We start from the raw sequence: 15,598 nt of genomic DNA, 5'->3' as shown, positions 1-15,598 counted from the left end.
GTTCTGATTCAAGTGGTGCGCAATCTGATTCAGGTTTCCGGCCCAAGTTGCTGAACCGGAATCGCTTTTCTAGACGGCAAGGTAACCGCCATCGACCGGCAGGATGGCGCCGGTGACGAACTGCGCCGCATCGGACAGCAGGAAGGCGATGGCGCCGCCGACATCGCCGGGCTTGCCCCAGCGCCCCATTGGCGTGCGGGCGAGGATCGGCGCCGAGCGCTCGGCATCCTCGACCAGCGGGCGCGTCAGTTCCGTCTCGATCCAGCCCGGTGCGACGGCGTTGACGCGGATGCCGTCCTGCGCCCAGGCGGCGCCGAGAGATTTGGTGAGCTGGCCGATGCCGCCCTTCGAGGCCGCATAGCCCGGCGCGAAGGGCGAGCCATGGAAGGTCAGCATCGAGGCGATGTTGACGATGGCGCCGCCGGCCTTGTCCGCGCCCTTGGCGGCGAGCTTGTCCTTCGCCGCAAGGCACATCCGCATCGTGCCGTTGAGATTGACCTCGATGGTCAGGCGGAAGGCGTCGATCTCGAATTCCTTGCCGCCGCGCTGGATCATGCCGGCGCAGTTCACCAGCGCGTCGAGGCGCGAGCAGGTCGCGACAATGGCCGCGACCTGGTCGTCGCTGGTGACGTCGAGCCGGGCATGGCGGATGGCGGGATGGCCCGGGGCTGCCGCGACCTCCTCTTCGGTCAGGCCGGTGGCGAGAACCTCATAGCCGGCCTGGGCCAAAGCGAGAGCGGCGCCGGCGCCGATGCCGCGTGTGCCGCCGGTGACAAGAGCGAATTTGGTCGAAGTCGATTGTGTCATGAGCCGAAGGCTAGTGCGGCCTTCGACAAGGGGAAAGGCGGCCCGGCGCAGGCCGCCATGCAACGACGGTCGGGTCGGTTACTGCAGCTGGTATTTGAGGGAGAGCATGGCCCGTCCAAGCGTCTCGTAGTCGGAGGCGACCAGCGGCAGCTTGCGCGCCAGCGTCACGTCAAAGGATGTCTGCCAGGGCAGGTCGGCGAATTTGGCGAGATCCACCGAGAGCTTCATCGTCGGCGTCAGGGCCGTATGAAGGCCATCGCCCGGCGCAAACACGTAATTGCCGGCCATGGCGAGTTGGGAAGTCAGCGTCAGATGCGGCAGCAGTTCCTGGCGATAGCCGATGAGGGCCTCGCCGGTCTGCTCGGGGTTGCCGTAGAGCGAGCCGCCGCCGCCGGTGGAAAGGCCCCAGATGAAGCCCGCACCGGCGGATACGGGCTGGGCGAGCCGCCAGTTGATCCGGGCATCGCGCGTCGCGCCGGCGCTTGCCGGGTCGGAGACAGTCGTCGAGAGCGAGAAGACCTCCTTGCCCAGCTTGAAGCCGACCGCGCGGTCCTGGGCGGCACTCATCATGTCCTGCCGCGCGGCGAAGCCGTCGCGGATGATGTCGACGGGTATCGGCGCCCTGGCGCGCAGATGGGCGCCCGATGCGGCATTGGCACGGCCGATCGCCGCGAGCGTCGGATTGAACACGACTGCGTCGGCATTGTCGCCGGCAGGCAGCAGAGCTTCCATCTCCGCGGCATCGGGGTCCTGCAGAGCCGCGCGCGGGATGGGCAGTTGGATGGCACCCTCCGGCATCACCTCCTGGGCCGCGGCGGGCGCGGGAGAAAGCGATGCGGCAAGAAGGAGCGCCGCCGGTGCCGCGGCAGTACCGTTGAAATTGAAGCGGAACACGTCGTTCGTCCTGTCGCTATGACGAGCGGCAGGTCAGGCTAGGTGGGGAAGGTGCCGATTTTGCGGCGGCGCAACATAATCGCGCCGTTGCCCGGTTGCCCGAAAGCCGCGCTTCCCCCGCCGCTCCGAACCCGCTAGGAAGCGACCCAGCCGCGGACGGTGGCGGAAAGCCGCAGTTTCGGATCGTTCTATCTGGAGAGAGCAGGGGTTATCGCATGAGCAAGATCAAGGTCGCCAACCCGATCGTCGACATGGATGGCGACGAGATGACCCGGATCATCTGGCAGAAGATCAAGGACACGCTGATCTTCCCCTATCTCGACCTCGAGCTCGACTACTACGACCTCTCCGTCGAGAACCGCGACGCCACCAACGACCAGGTCACGATCGACGCGGCCAACGCCACGAAGAAGCATGGCGTCGCCGTGAAGTGCGCGACCATCACGCCGGACGAGGCCCGCGTGAAGGAGTTCAACCTCAAGGAGATGTGGAAGTCGCCGAACGGCACGATCCGCAACATCCTCGGCGGCGTGATCTTCCGCGAGCCGATCATCTGCAAGAACGTGCCGCGCCTCGTGCCGGGCTGGACGCAGCCGATCGTCATCGGCCGCCATGCCTATGGCGACCAGTATCGCGCGACCGATTTCAAGTTCCCGGGCAAGGGCACTCTCTCGATCAAATTCGTCGGCGAGGACGGCAACGTCATCGAGAAGGAGGTCTTCAAGGCTCCCGAAGCCGGCGTCGCGATGGCCATGTACAACCTCGACGAGTCGATCCGCGACTTCGCCCGCGCCTCGCTGAACTATGGCCTGATGCGCAAGTATCCGGTCTATCTTTCGACCAAGAACACCATCCTCAAGACCTATGACGGCCGCTTCAAGGACATCTTCCAGGAGATCTACGAGAAGGAGTTCAAGGCCGAATTCGACAAGCTCGGCATCACCTATGAGCACCGCCTGATCGACGACATGGTCGCGTCGGCGATGAAGTGGTCGGGCGGGTATGTCTGGGCCTGCAAGAACTACGATGGCGACGTGCAGTCCGACACCGTGGCGCAGGGCTTCGGCTCGCTCGGCCTGATGACCTCCGTGCTGATGACGCCGGACGGCAAGACCGTCGAGGCCGAGGCCGCCCACGGAACGGTGACCCGCCACTACCGCGAGCATCAGAAGGGCCGGGAGACCTCGACCAACTCGATCGCTTCGATCTTCGCCTGGACGCGTGGCCTCGCCCACCGTGCCAAGCTCGACAACAACGCCGAGCTCGCGAAGTTCGCCTCGCTGCTCGAGAAGGTCACGGTCGACACCGTCGAGGCCGGCGACATGACCAAGGACCTCGCGCTGCTGGTCGGCGCCGAGCAGAAGTGGCTCTCGACCACCGGCTTCCTCGAGAAGGTCAGCGAGAACATGAAAAAGGCGATGGCCGCCTGAGGCGCGCCCTCCCGCGAATGTCGCGAAGCCCGGCCGAAAGGCCGGGCTTTTTCCATTGGCGGCACGAAACGAGTCCGTCGCCGCGCATGTTTTGGGATGGCTGAATTCGCCGGCCTCGCAGATTCCGATCCGGCAGCGGGCGCGCGCCCACGAAATAAGGTCGTCTCTCAGCGTGAAGCCCGGGATCAATCTGCGATTGCGTCGCCGACGCCGTGCCAGATTTGATCCTTGAGCGCGATGAGCGGGGGCGCGGGAATCCTCACAGGCGGCTCCATTCGCCTGGTGCCATCGATTACCAAAGTGGCGATGTAGATCTCCCCATCGGTGTAATAGGGGTCGCCTTCACCATTCCGGCCGAACAAGGTCGGGCCCACCCCGGAAATCTGGAAGAAGTTCCGGGCCATGCCGGCCTTGCCGAGATCGCGCATCAGCATGTCACGCTCGGCGTCGATGTTGGGTGCAATGTGGTGCGTCACCTGGCCGGTATCGTGGCTGAAGCCGACGCCCCGGTCGAAAGTGACGGAGCCTAGCCAGACCGGCCGCCCATCACTTCCCTTCTCGAGGACCATCCAGAACCGGACGTGGTGTCGGCGGTCGGCGCTCGTACCCTCCGGCTTTTCGAATGCAAGCTGCTCTTTTTTGCCCTCATAGTACAGCGGACTGACAGGCGCGTCGTGATAGGGCCGGTCGAGCGCCACGCTGCCGACAATCTCGATGCTCGTCCGCAAGGTAATCGGGTCGGCCGGATACCAGCCGGCCGCATGCATGGCACGCAGAGCGTCGTCCCTGCTGCCGACGAAACCAACATTGAGCGCGTCGCCGGGGATACCGCTCGCGGTACGTGTTACCATGGCCAAGGAGGCGAGGCCCGGCTCATGCTCATGGTGACGCCACAGAAGGGGCAGTATGAGATAAGCAAGAAGCAGGTAGGCGACGAGCGCACCTGCCAGGACGATCCACCACCGTCGCCTGCTCGCGATCTGACCCATTTCTGACATCGACTCGATTGCGGTCGCCTCTGCGGGGCTTTCGGAGATTCCCCGCCTGTGCAGCCTAATCCGCCGCAAAGGACGCTGGCTATTGTCCCTTGGTGTCCTTTGCCCCCTTCGTTGAAGGCTTTGCGCGACAGATGGAACGGCCCAGTTCATCGGGCGTTGTTGATCGCCGGCGCGATGCGCCCGCGCCGCTGGAGTCCATCCATGCCGAAGATCGATCTCGCCGTTGTCCCGGAGGTCCGGGGCTCGGGCTATCCGGCGCCGTTCAATGCGCCCTGCGCCGGGCGCCTGCGGCAGCGGCTCGGCGAGGCCGGAGGCTTGCAGGATTTCGGCGTCAATCTGATGCGTGTGCCGCCCGGCGGCTGGTCTTCGCAGCGACATTGGCACTCGCATGAGGACGAGTTCGTCTATGTGGTGGCGGGCGAGCTCGTGCTCGTCGAGGATGCGGGCGAGACACTGCTGCGTGCCGGCGAGTGCGCCGCCTTTCCCAAGAACAGCGGTGATGGCCACCATCTGATCAATCGTACGGACGCGATGGCGGTTTATCTCGAGATGGGCTCGCGCTGGCCAGCCGACGTGACCACTTGCTCCGATGTCGATATGATGAGCGCCAATGCGGATGGGCGCTTCGTCCACGAGAATGGCGATCCCTATCCCGCAGGCTAGGGGCGCGGACTGTCGCTGTAAGAAGACTGGCCGATACGGAGAGCTGGGATGCCTGAGAACGCTTCGCAGATGGAGCTTGATGAGCGGATTGCCATTGCTCGGAGGAACATCGCCGAGTTGATGGAACAGGCGACGGGCGTGTCGGGCGCCGCCGCCGAGGAGCGCCTGGCGACGCGGCTCAATGAGCAGCAGGATCTGCTCAACGAACTGCTCAAGAAACGCGAAGCGATGGGCTGAGACGTTCGCCGCGCATTCTTTCTCGCAGGTGCGCGGCGGTCGTCCCGATCACTCCACGACGACGGGATGGCGGGCGAGAATGCGCTGCCCGCTCATAGGCGCGTTCATGACATAGCGAAGCTCGTAGGGGCCGGATTGTTCCGGCGCTTCGAGCACGGCTTCGACATTCTCCGCCGGAAAGAACCGCGGGCCTTCCGCCTCGACGGGAGAGTCGGCCGGAACCAGCACGACACGATCCTGATCACCGTTTGGCCCGATGCCGCGCACCGGCAGCGCCTGGCCGCGGCCGACGCGAGCGGGCGCGGCGAGCGTCGCACTGGGCTCGGTGGTGACAAGCGGTTGGCGCAGCAGGATCGCAGGCGCGCCGTCCTTCGCGACGGTGAGGCGCAGCTCAAAGATTCCGGCGAGGCCGGGAGTCGGCAGGGCGGGAACCGTGTTGCGCGGCTCGACGACGACGATGGCGCTGCTGGCGGCATCATCGGGCCGGGCGATCGCAAGGCGCGCACCCTGCGGCGCCCGGGTGAGGAAGACACTCAGCGGCGCGCCGGCCATGATCGTCCGCGCAGCCGACATGCCGGGCTCGGTTGCAGGAGCCGGCTTCTTCTTCTGCGCCAAAGCGGCCGCCGGCCAGAAGCCGACTGCCAGGAGCAGGGCGCGGCGGGAGAGCGCCTGGCCTGTCCCGCCGACCGTCATTCAGCCCATCGCAGCCGCGACGGCGTCGAGCGCGGCCTGCGCCTTGCTGCCGTCCGGCCCGCCGGCCTGGGCCATGTCACGGCGACCGCCGCCGCCCTTGCCGCCGAGCTGCTCGGAGGCCGCGCGGACCAGCGCGACCGCATCGAAACGCTCGGTCAGATCGGGCGTGACGCCGACGACGACGCCGGCCTTGCCGTCATCGGCGACGCCGACGATGGCGACGACGCCGGAGCCGACGCGCGCCTTGGCTTCGTCGGCGAGGCTCTTCAAATCCTTCATCTCGATGCCGGTAACGGCGCGCGCCAGCAGCTTGGCGCCGGCGATCTCACGCACCGGATCCTCGGCCGCGCCGCCGCCGCCCATGGCGAGCTTCTTGCGGGCTTCGGTGAGTTCGCGGTCGAGCTTGCGGCGCTCTTCGATGAGCGCGGCGAGGCGGTTGCCGGCCTCGGTTGCCGGCACCTTCAGGAGGCTCGCCAGCCCTTCGAGCAGGCGCGATTCCTCGTTGAGGCGCAGGCGGGCTCCGTTGCCGGTCATCGCTTCGAGACGGCGCACGCCGGCCGCGACGGCGCCCTCGCCGACTATGCTGACAAGACCGATATCGCCGGTGCGGGCAGCATGGGTGCCGCCGCAAAGTTCGACCGAATAGGCGCGTCCGGCGGGATTCGTGCCCATCGCGACGACGCGGACTTCGTCACCGTACTTCTCGCCGAAGAGGGCGCGGGCGCCGGAGGCGATGGCCTCGTCCACGCTCATCAAGCGGGTCGTCACCGGCTCGTTCTTCAGCACGATGGCGTTGGCGATCTCCTCGACCTCGCGCAGTTCCTCTTCGCTGATCGGCTTGGGATGCGAGAAGTCGAAGCGCAGACGATCGGGCGAGACCAGTGAGCCCTTCTGCGCGACGTGGTCGCCGAGGACGAGGCGCAGCGCCTCGTGCAGCAGGTGGGTCGCCGAATGGTTGGCGCGGATCGCGGTGCGGCGATCGCGGTCGACGATCAGCTCGACCGGTTGGCCGAGCTGCAATTCGCCTTCCTTGACCGTGACGGCATGGGCGAAGACATCGCCGAGCTTCTTCTGGACGTCCGTGACCTCGGCGACCGTGTCGGCGCCGCGGACGAGGCCGGCATCGCCGACCTGACCGCCGGACTCACCGTAGAACGGCGTCTGGTTGACCAGCATGAAGCCGCTCTCGCCGGCCTTCAGCGACGGGACTTCGGCGTTGTCGCGGATCAGGGCGGTGACCACGCCCTCGGCCGTCTCGGTGTCGTAGCCGAGGAACTCGGTGGCTCCGAGCTTGTCGCGCAATGGGAACCAGAGCGTCTCGGTCGCAGCCTCGCCGGAGCCGGACCAGGCGGCACGCGCCTTGGCCTTCTGCTGCTGCATGGCGGCATCGAAGCCCTCGGTATCGACGGTGATCTCGCGGGCGCGCAGCGCGTCCTGCGTCAGGTCGAGCGGGAAGCCGTAGGTGTCGTAGAGCGTGAAGGCGACGTCGCCCTTGAGGCTCTGGCCGGCGACGAGGTCCTTCGAGGCGTCGTCGAGCAGGTTGAGGCCGCGCGCCAGCGTGGTGCGGAACCTGGTTTCCTCGAGCTTCAGCGTCTCGGTGATCAGCGCCTCGGCGCGCAGCAACTCGGGATAGGCGCGGCCCATCTCGCGGGTCAGAGCCGGGACGAGCTTGTAGAGCAGCGGCTCCTTGGCGCCGAGGAGCTGCGCATGGCGCATGCCACGGCGCATGATCCGGCGCAGGACGTAGCCGCGGCCCTCGTTGGAGGGCAGCACGCCGTCGGCGATCAGGAAGGCGGAGCAGCGCAGATGGTCGGCGATGACGCGGTGGCTCGCCTTCATCGGCCCATCGGCATCGACGGAAGTCAGGTCGGCGATGGCGCTGATCAGGGCGCGGAACAAATCGATATTGTAGTTGTCATGCGTGCCCTGGAGCACGGCGGCGATGCGCTCCAGCCCCATGCCGGTGTCGATCGAGGGGCGGGGCAGATTGGTGCGGATGCCGCCTGCCGCCTCCTCGTATTGCATGAACACGAGGTTCCAGATCTCGATGAAGCGGTCGCCGTCTTCCTCGGGCGAGCCGGGCGGGCCGCCCCAGATATGGTCGCCGTGATCGAAGAAGATCTCGGAGCAGGGGCCGCAGGGGCCGGTGTCGCCCATGCGCCAGAAATTCGCCGAGGTCGGGATGCGGATGATCTTGTCGTCGGTCAGGCCGGCGATCTTCTTCCACAGGCCATGGGCCTCGTCGTCCTCGGAATAGACGGTAACGAGGAGCTTGTCCTTCGGCAGGCCGAATTCGCGCGTGACCAGCGTCCAGGCGTGATGGATCGCCTGCTCCTTGAAATAGTCGCCGAAGGAGAAGTTCCCCAGCATCTCGAAGAAGGTGTGGTGGCGCGCGGTGTAGCCGACATTGTCGAGGTCGTTGTGCTTGCCGCCGGCGCGCACGCATTTCTGGGCGGTTGTGGCGCGCGAATAGGGACGCTTCTCCTGCCCGGTGAAGACGTTCTTGAACTGCACCATGCCCGAATTGGCGAACATCAGCGTCGGGTCGTTGCGCGGTACGAGCGGGCTCGACGGCACGACTTCATGGCCGTTGGACTTGAAGTAGTCGAGGAAGGTCGACCGGATATCGTTGACGCCGCTCATCGCTGTTTGCGCTTCTCAACTCGGGCAGGGGCCGGGCAGGTCCGGCAGGAAGGTCCGGTTCTAGTCAGGCGGCCCGCCCCTGTCCAGAAAGCTTGACGCAGCGCACACCCGGCAAGGCCTTATTCTCAAACGAAAAGGGCGGCCCGAAGGCCGCCCTTGCATCGTTCCGCGCCAGAGCAGTCCGGCTCAGGCCTCGCCCTCGTCGAGATCGTCGTCGGTCGGGTTCGCCTGATCGAGGATGCGGTCGGCGACGAGGCCGGAGTTCTGCCGGATCGTGGCCTCGATCTTCGCGGCGAGATCGGGGTTGTTCTTGAGGAAGGTCTTGGCGTTCTCGCGGCCCTGGCCAAGACGCTGGCTGTCGAAGGAGAACCAGGCGCCCGACTTCTCGACCATGCCCGCCTTGACGCCGAGATCGATCAGCTCGCCGACCTTCGAGATGCCCTCGCCGAACATGATGTCGAACTCGACCTGCTTGAAGGGCGGCGCCACCTTGTTCTTCACGACCTTGACGCGGACCTGATTGCCGGTCGCCTCGTCCCGCTCCTTCAGCGTCGAGACGCGGCGGATGTCGAGGCGCACGGAAGCGTAGAACTTGAGCGCGTTGCCGCCGGTGGTGGTCTCGGGCGAGCCGTACATCACGCCGATCTTCATGCGGATCTGGTTGATGAAGATCACCATGCAGTTCGAGCGCGAGATCGAGGCCGTGAGCTTGCGCAGCGCCTGGCTCATCAGGCGGGCCTGCAGGCCAGGTTGGACATCGCCCATCTCGCCTTCGATTTCGGCGCGGGGCGTGAGCGCTGCGACGGAATCGACCACGAGCACATCGATCGCCCCGGAGCGGACGAGGGTGTCGGTGATCTCGAGCGCCTGTTCGCCGGTGTCGGGCTGGGAGATCAGCAGGTCGTCGAGATTGACGCCGAGCTTGCGGGCATAGACCGGATCGAGCGCATGTTCGGCATCGACGAAGGCGCAGACGCCGCCCTTCTTCTGCGCCTCGGCGATGGTGTGCAGCGCCAGCGTCGTCTTGCCCGAGGATTCAGGCCCGTAGATCTCGATGACGCGGCCCTTGGGCAGGCCGCCGACACCCAGCGCGATGTCGAGGCCAAGCGAGCCCGTCGAGATCGTCTCGATCTCGATCGCCTGCGGGTTCTTGCCGAGCCGCATGATCGAACCCTTGCCGAAGGCGCGTTCGATCTGGGAGAGCGCTGCATCGAGCGCCTTGGCCTTGTCCATCGAGGAGCCTTCCACAAGTCTGAGGTTTGCCTGATTCACAGTTCGGGCTCCTTATGGCAGGGCCAAGGGGACATCTCAATCAGTCTTGACAGCAGAATGATCACTCTTTGTTCCCGCCAGCAAGTTCTTTTTTTGTTCTGTATGGGGGTATAGCGATAGCTGCGGGCCTGAACCGCTTCTGACCGGAACAGACGGGGCCATTATCCCCCCGACGGTCAGTACCAATATTTCGGTTTTGGGGGCGGCTCGCCGAGTGGGTCGTGCAACTCGTCTGCCCCGCTGGCTGGAAAGAGTTTTTGCTCGACCAATTGGCTCTCGATGCCATCTGCGCTGACGCTTGCTTGCAAAGCATCAAGCCTGGCGCGAACCCATTCAATCATTCTCGAATAAGAGCTGTCGGGTATGTCGGCAGATGACGGGCCTGCCTCAGCCACCCACGCGAGCAGGCGACGAATTTCGGCGTGCCGATCTATCAGTTCGTTCGTGAAGCCGGCCCTCTCCTCCTCACGCTTAACCCTGGCGTCGGCAAGCGCCCATCGCCTCTGCCTCTCGGCGCGAATGCGATCTTCTTCCTCCTGCTTTTCACGGCGGACTTTGCGGCTCGCTAGAATAAGCTCCAGCCCGTCCACGATCGACGGTACGACGTTTTCAAGCCTCTGCTTTTTGCCATCCGCCCATTTGCGCCGCAGGCCTCCATCCCAGCCGGCCATTTCGATGAACAGCTGTCCCGTCCGTTTGTGGAAGGTGGCAGGATAGCTGCGGCCATATAAGTGTGATGGCCTTGGAATTCCGGCTCGGTCATAGCGCTGGATTTCACGATCGCGACGAGCCTCGTTGGCCAATTCATATGTGGTCGGCTCATACGGCACCCAGCGCGTGACCTCGCTGAGCTCAAACTCGACAAGATCGTTAGCGACTGCGACACGCATTCTCTTGCCTGTCGGCTCCAAGGCCAACCCTCGCTGCTCAAGCGCCCTCGCCAGCGAGTCCAAAATTGTAATCGCCCGCTCAATGGAGGCGATGCCGATGGTAATGCCGCATTCGCCCTCCACAACCGCCTTGGCAACGTCGGCAGTATGGGAACTCTTCTTTCTTAGCGTCTGAGCGGTTCGCCTGACTGCGGAATGGAGTTCGGAATATTCCTTGGGAGCTTCATCACTTTCGGGCTGAGGAATTTTTAGTGTCTTCCCGACGCTCGATCCGCTCGGCGTTCTGGCGAGTGACCACGGCGCGAACCGGCTCCGGTAGCTCATCCAAGCCAAGTGAAATCTCGATGGCGTTCAATTTCGGATCGGCCGTCTCGGCGAAATACGTCTTCTTGACGCTCTGCCCAGCTGCGATCTTTGCCCAGTACCCTCGTTGCGGGGTCGGAACACGATGCCGATCACAAATCTTCGCAAGGCCGACATCGGATATTCCGAATTCCTCGGCAAGGGTCGTCATCGGCTTGGACCAAACCAAGTCGTACAAGGCTTTTCGTGTCAGTTTCATCGAGTGAAGTCGCAGTTTCGGACCGCCACATCCGATCGAGCTAGTATGACGAGAATCAGGCCAGGGGGCCGGCTATCCCCATGCTCAAGATTCGCCTGCAGGACCATTGAGTTGAATACGGTCGGAAAGGAGTGGATAGGACCAATAAGAGACCTGCCTTATGACGGCCCGTCCAAGCTCAAAAAGAATATTGGACTAGCTTAATTGACCGTCCATGGCACGACAGCATGCTACTTGAGGCGACCTCTGGAATGAGGCGCCCGAAAGAGGAGGAAAGAAATAATGGCGGTTGAGATTGGCCCTTTGTCTATAAACATTAGAGCCAAAGACGGCAGGCGCTACAAGACCATCTCGAACCTGAAATGGAACGATATTCCCTCTTTCTCGATAATAACGGGCAAGAATGGGTCTGGCAAAACTCAACTGTTAGAAGTGCTCGCCCACCATTTTACGCGTATGTGGCCGACAGGTCTTCACGATATGCCGATAATCGTCGAAGTCGAAGGCTCGGACTACACTGCTGGTGAAATCGGATATTGGCCAAGCGGCGGACGGTCTACACAGGGAGAGTCAGCTAATCTGGCAGCTCTATCGCAAAAGCGACAACAGGCCGTTCAACTTGCGCTAGATGGAGGACAAAATGATCTCTACTATGCGTCCCGCTCAAGGCGAATGTCTAAACGATTTGCCGGCCAAAATCCTCGAGAGATAATTACCGATACAGAAAAGCTTGGCAAGATTCTAACACCAGATTTTGAATTCCTGATCGACGACCTCGACGTCATGGCAGGACTTTCATATCATTTTCTAGCCTACCGCCTTATGGCATTAGAAGCACTCGATAAGAAAAAAGCAGAAACCGCCAAAGATCATCAATTGTTTACTGAGACCGAAATAGTCGAAGCTTATTCATTGACACCTGCGCCCTGGGATATCCTCAATGAGGCACTCAAAGTTGCCGGTTTTCGTTACGAGGTTATTTCGCCGGAGGGGCAGCCGCTACTGGATCCATACGAGGTTCGCTTGAGGGACAGAACAAGCCGCGTACCGGTCAATCCGCTTGATTTGTCGTCTGGTGAAAAGGTAATATTTCAGCTGGTGCTGTGGTTGTTCGCCGCAGGTAAAGAAGGAGTGTTTCCAAAATTACTCATTCTTGACGAGCCTGATGCGCATTTACATCCATCACTGACCACCCAATTTCTTGACGTAATTCTTGAGGTTCTTGTTAATCGACATGGCGTTCGAGTAATTATGACCTCCCATTCTCCTTCTACTGTGGCGTTGGCGCCGGAGGGTTCGCTCTTCCAGCTTGAGCGCGAGGGTATGGAGGTAACCCGAGTTAATTCACGCGCTGAAATCATTGGCGTTCTGACAGCAGGCCTCATCACCGTTTCTCGAGCGAGCAAATATTGCCTCGTTGAAGATACGGGAGACGTCGATTTTTACGAAACAATCTGGGGAATTTTAAGCGACCAAGGGCCCCGCAAGGACCCGATGTCACTTCGGGCCTCGCCTTCGATTAACTTCATCGCGGCGTCAGCCGGTTCGGGAAGCACCAAAACTCCGGGAGGAAAAAATGCCGTAATCTCCTGGGTAGAGAAATTCAACGCCGAGCCGATGCAGCAAGATTTTGTAGGAATTATTGATCGCGATCTCGGAAACGTCGCACAGCCCGGCGTTTTTCCAATCGGACGATATAGCATTGAGAACTATCTCTTAGATCCTGTTGTCATCTTCGCACTTCTTTTAGAAGAAGGCCAAGCTCCAACAATTCCAGAACTAAAAATCACTTCTGGAGACGAGCATCTATTGAGAAACGAGCCGAGCACAGTTCTTCAAGCGATTGTTGATGCTATCTGCCAAAAATTTGTGGCAGCAGACTCAGCTTTAGCGATGGAACCACGGGTTGCTGTGGCCTATACGGTAGGATCAGGCGTACGAGTGCCCACGTGGATCATCAATTATCAGGGACACAAACTGTTAGCCTCGGCGCAACTAGCGTTGGGCAGACCAAATGTGATCAATCAAGTTCGCCTGCGAAAGGCATTGCAGAGGTGTCGGCTAGTCCCAATTGAGTTGGCGGCGTTGCTTGCAAGAATTCAAAGCGTGTGATCAGAATATTCATCACTTGCTCCTGAATATCCGCTGTCGAAAGATCCGTTATTTTGGCAGGAGAATGCCCATTTGAAGCCTTAGGCCGCACCAACATACGTGTGCTCATCGGCTCAAAATAGATCAAACCTTCTTCTCTAACCGCTTCCCGCGTGCGTCCGGATGCCTGACTGACCGTCCGCGCCGAAGGGAGGACGGAGGTCTAGGGCAACTCGAGAGCAAGTATTAATGCCTTGCCAGAAACGCGGGGAAGACCCGATTTCGAAGTCGCGCACGAATCGAAACAAGGATTGGCGTGGTGCTTCGAGGTTACCTACAGCTAAAATCTGATGCGATTAGGTCACGCGATCAGGGCGAATAGAGAGATCGCCTCGAACCGGCGGCCCAGCATCCCTCTTGATTTGAGCGTAACCTCCCTCACCGAAAGCGCGATCGGCAATCAGGAGAGCATGAGAATCATCTAAAAGATGGGGCGGCATGTTGTTAAAAAACTCATATTCTTCTGCTAGAACCTTGAAGTTTTTGCCGAATTCTGATGCTGTACAATTGTAAAATAAAACAAGAAGCTCTTGATTTGATATCTGCGCTCTAAGAAGCTTTATGAATCTCTCTGATTCGACATTATCTTTAAGTATATATATAGAATTATATAAAAACCTCATGTAGTGTCCAAGCTCGTACTGATGTTCGCGGTAAACTGTCCCGTAGGCATAAACTAGGGCATGCTCTGCACCGGCGTTTGGAAACCGCTTACGTTTTTCTCTATATATTCTACGAATTTTCGAGTAAATAACCTGAAATGCCGCGCGACCTGTTTTTTTACTATTATCAATCGGATCTTCTACTTCAATATTAATTACGATATCGTTGTGTATTGATAATAATTGGAAAAAACTAGCCTGATAAATTTGAACCCTCATAGCTTCATTCTGCGAAGAAAGAGCATCAGCGGATCTTTCAAATTGAACCCTGGATTCATGAAGTTCTTTTCTCTGCAGTGAAAGTGTATACAAAAAAGCAACAAACGTAAAAAATGTAAGTATCGGATTCAGAAATCCACCAAAGAAATCGCCGCGTTGACCCATAATAGCGCCAACCTCAGCTTGGAATGACCATGCCAATTTGCCAATATATAAAGTTACAGCAAGGCAACATATTATTAGAACGCCGATAAAAATTTTAAACCTAATTTGAGCGGCACCCGTGTTCTCAGCAGGCGAATTAGCAGGCATTTGTCGCTAAACCTTACGTGGTGAGGACGCACACATGAATGATGACTGAGACTCGGTTCGGTCAATCCCGGGGAGCTTCTATAGCTTACAAAACAGGTATCCGGCACCAATTATCGTCCACGCTCTCTCAGACGTCATGAAAAAAATCCGCTTCATAATGGCGATTATGCGAATGGGACGCTCATCGCCTATGAACAGCCGTCAGGCATCAGCGCTTTCTGGTAGACGTTCCATCGCTAATGCGCGTGGCCGGGGGGGCTCTCGTGGATCTGATTAGGGGTTCGATTTACCGGCGACGTGATCTGCACGCGGCCTTCGGCGGCCAGCGTCAGGGTGGCATTTCGACGCCAGAACGCAAAATCCTGCTCTTCACCGGCTTCTCGGGCGGTCAGCATGGCTATGAGGACGGCTGGGACGAAGGAGTGTTTTGCTATTTCGGCGAAGGCCAGAAAGGCGACATGCCTTGGGTGCGCGGCAATAGGGCAATCCGCGACCATCAATCAGACAATCGCGATCTCTGCCTCTTTGAAATGCTCGACCGGCCGCGCAGCCATGTGCGCTTCTTAGGTCTATATGCCGCGGGCAGTTGGGAATATCGCCAAGCGCCCGATCGGGCAGGCAATATGCGACGCGCTATCGTATTTCATTTGACCCCTGCCGATCAATTCGACGGTACTGAGACCGCCGGCGACAAGGGCTCTATCGGAGCGGCCAAACCGCTATCGGAATTGCAGACGGCGGCGGCGAAGGCGGGAACAGATGTCCCAGCGCGGAGCGTCAAGGAAGCTCTTGTCACAGTGACGGAGCGCGCCGTGCTCGTCCGGACCTACGCTAGACTTCGATCGGCCGGAATTTGTGAAGCCTGTGATGAAGCGGCGCCATTTCAGACTTCGTCTGGAGCACCATTTCTCGAAGTCCATCATATTGATCGGCTGTCGGACGGCGGCCCAGACCGCCCAGATATGGTGGCGGCGATCTGCCCGAATTGCCACCGCGAGGCGCATTTTGGGCGCGACCGAGTCCAGTTGAATTCCGTTCTCAAATTGAAGATCGCCGAAAAGGAAAAAAGAATTGCCGCAGCCGGCACGTGAATTGGCCGCGGCAATCGCGTAAAGGTTGATGATGCAGAAGGGCATCCCTTGCCGTGATCTAAGTAGCTGATTTT

Annotated in this window: 14 protein-coding genes; 5 read left to right on the top strand and 9 right to left on the bottom strand. The window is 60.6% G+C overall.

Translation table 11 applies throughout. The features are described 5' to 3' along the window. Window positions 1-69: 69 nt before the first annotated feature. Window positions 70-807: an SDR family NAD(P)-dependent oxidoreductase gene (locus tag AC1DDA_RS11475; protein WP_476795835.1), complete on the bottom strand. Its 738-nt coding sequence runs from the start codon at window positions 805-807 to the stop codon at window positions 70-72. A 78-nt stretch (window positions 808-885) separates the two neighbouring features. Beyond that, window positions 886-1,701 carry a hypothetical protein gene (locus tag AC1DDA_RS11470; protein ID WP_476795834.1) on the bottom strand — a complete coding sequence of 272 codons (816 nt, stop codon included), beginning with the start codon at window positions 1,699-1,701 and terminating at the stop codon, window positions 886-888. A gap of 215 nt (window positions 1,702-1,916) precedes the next feature. On the opposite strand from AC1DDA_RS11470, the gene AC1DDA_RS11465 reads away from it, so the two are divergent. Further along, window positions 1,917-3,131 carry an NADP-dependent isocitrate dehydrogenase gene (locus AC1DDA_RS11465; RefSeq protein ID WP_441513059.1) on the top strand — a complete coding sequence of 405 codons (1,215 nt, stop codon included), beginning with the start codon at window positions 1,917-1,919 and terminating at the stop codon, window positions 3,129-3,131. A gap of 185 nt (window positions 3,132-3,316) precedes the next feature. On the opposite strand, the gene AC1DDA_RS11460 is transcribed toward AC1DDA_RS11465, so the two are convergent. Continuing rightward, window positions 3,317-4,129, bottom strand: coding sequence for an LssY C-terminal domain-containing protein (locus AC1DDA_RS11460; RefSeq protein WP_476795833.1), 813 nt, complete (start codon window positions 4,127-4,129; stop codon window positions 3,317-3,319). 201 nt (window positions 4,130-4,330) lie between these two features. Here AC1DDA_RS11460 and AC1DDA_RS11455 point away from each other — a divergent pair, with 201 nt between their 5' ends. Next, window positions 4,331-4,792, top strand: coding sequence for a cupin domain-containing protein (locus tag AC1DDA_RS11455; RefSeq protein WP_476795832.1), 462 nt, complete (start codon window positions 4,331-4,333; stop codon window positions 4,790-4,792). A 48-nt stretch (window positions 4,793-4,840) separates the two neighbouring features. Continuing rightward, window positions 4,841-5,029: a hypothetical protein gene (locus AC1DDA_RS11450; protein ID WP_055728979.1), complete on the top strand. Its 189-nt coding sequence runs from the start codon at window positions 4,841-4,843 to the stop codon at window positions 5,027-5,029. A 48-nt stretch (window positions 5,030-5,077) separates the two neighbouring features. On the opposite strand, the gene AC1DDA_RS11445 is transcribed toward AC1DDA_RS11450, so the two are convergent. The 5 genes from AC1DDA_RS11445 to AC1DDA_RS11425 form a co-directional block, all read right to left on the bottom strand. Beyond that, the gene (locus AC1DDA_RS11445; RefSeq protein ID WP_476795831.1) at window positions 5,078-5,722 is read right to left on the bottom strand and encodes a hypothetical protein; all 645 of its coding nucleotides are present in this window, start codon (window positions 5,720-5,722) and stop codon (window positions 5,078-5,080) included. After that, the gene (gene alaS / locus AC1DDA_RS11440; RefSeq protein ID WP_476795830.1) at window positions 5,723-8,365 is read right to left on the bottom strand and encodes an alanine--tRNA ligase; all 2,643 of its coding nucleotides are present in this window, start codon (window positions 8,363-8,365) and stop codon (window positions 5,723-5,725) included. It lies immediately after the preceding gene. A 186-nt stretch (window positions 8,366-8,551) separates the two neighbouring features. After that, a complete protein-coding gene (gene recA, locus AC1DDA_RS11435) occupies window positions 8,552-9,637 on the bottom strand; it encodes a recombinase RecA (protein ID WP_441513055.1) in 1,086 nt (361 codons plus the stop codon). Between the two features lie 176 nt (window positions 9,638-9,813). After that, window positions 9,814-10,527, bottom strand: coding sequence for a hypothetical protein (locus AC1DDA_RS11430; protein WP_476795829.1), 714 nt, complete (start codon window positions 10,525-10,527; stop codon window positions 9,814-9,816). Between the two features lie 226 nt (window positions 10,528-10,753). After that, window positions 10,754-11,089 (bottom strand): hypothetical protein, encoded by a 336-nt coding sequence (locus tag AC1DDA_RS11425; RefSeq protein WP_476795828.1) that lies wholly within the window; start codon window positions 11,087-11,089, stop codon window positions 10,754-10,756. A gap of 282 nt (window positions 11,090-11,371) precedes the next feature. On the opposite strand from AC1DDA_RS11425, the gene AC1DDA_RS11420 reads away from it, so the two are divergent. Beyond that, window positions 11,372-13,201 carry an AAA family ATPase gene (locus AC1DDA_RS11420; protein WP_476795827.1) on the top strand — a complete coding sequence of 610 codons (1,830 nt, stop codon included), beginning with the start codon at window positions 11,372-11,374 and terminating at the stop codon, window positions 13,199-13,201. Window positions 13,202-13,536: 335 nt separating this feature from the next. Here the strand turns inward: AC1DDA_RS11420 and AC1DDA_RS11415 are convergent, their stop codons facing one another. Further along, window positions 13,537-14,433, bottom strand: a complete 897-nt coding sequence (locus AC1DDA_RS11415; RefSeq protein ID WP_476795826.1) for a putative phage abortive infection protein — start codon at window positions 14,431-14,433, stop codon at window positions 13,537-13,539. Between the two features lie 263 nt (window positions 14,434-14,696). On the opposite strand from AC1DDA_RS11415, the gene AC1DDA_RS11410 reads away from it, so the two are divergent. Further along, a complete protein-coding gene (locus AC1DDA_RS11410; protein ID WP_476795825.1) occupies window positions 14,697-15,524 on the top strand; it encodes an HNH endonuclease in 828 nt (275 codons plus the stop codon). Window positions 15,525-15,598 lie beyond the last annotated feature (74 nt).

The sequence above is a fragment of the Allobosea sp. 10N428 genome (assembly GCF_056394545.1).
This window is presented reverse-complemented; position numbering and strand designations above follow the sequence as displayed.

Bases quoted from the DNA above. Each gene is read 5' to 3' on its own strand.
- AC1DDA_RS11425 (WP_476795828.1), bottom strand. From the start codon at position 11,089: ATGAAACTGACACGAAAAGCCTTGTACGACTTGGTTTGGTCCAAGCCG.
- AC1DDA_RS11450 (WP_055728979.1), top strand. From the start codon at position 4,841: ATGCCTGAGAACGCTTCGCAGATGGAGCTTGATGAGCGGATTGCCATT.
- AC1DDA_RS11475 (WP_476795835.1), bottom strand. From the start codon at position 807: ATGACACAATCGACTTCGACCAAATTCGCTCTTGTCACCGGCGGCACA.
- AC1DDA_RS11465 (WP_441513059.1), top strand. From the start codon at position 1,917: ATGAGCAAGATCAAGGTCGCCAACCCGATCGTCGACATGGATGGCGAC.
- AC1DDA_RS11460 (WP_476795833.1), bottom strand. From the start codon at position 4,129: ATGTCAGAAATGGGTCAGATCGCGAGCAGGCGACGGTGGTGGATCGTC.
- AC1DDA_RS11430 (WP_476795829.1), bottom strand. From the start codon at position 10,527: ATGCGTGTCGCAGTCGCTAACGATCTTGTCGAGTTTGAGCTCAGCGAG.
- AC1DDA_RS11415 (WP_476795826.1), bottom strand. From the start codon at position 14,433: ATGCCTGCTAATTCGCCTGCTGAGAACACGGGTGCCGCTCAAATTAGG.
- AC1DDA_RS11455 (WP_476795832.1), top strand. From the start codon at position 4,331: ATGCCGAAGATCGATCTCGCCGTTGTCCCGGAGGTCCGGGGCTCGGGC.
- AC1DDA_RS11445 (WP_476795831.1), bottom strand. From the start codon at position 5,722: ATGACGGTCGGCGGGACAGGCCAGGCGCTCTCCCGCCGCGCCCTGCTC.
- alaS (WP_476795830.1), bottom strand. From the start codon at position 8,365: ATGAGCGGCGTCAACGATATCCGGTCGACCTTCCTCGACTACTTCAAG.
- AC1DDA_RS11420 (WP_476795827.1), top strand. From the start codon at position 11,372: ATGGCGGTTGAGATTGGCCCTTTGTCTATAAACATTAGAGCCAAAGAC.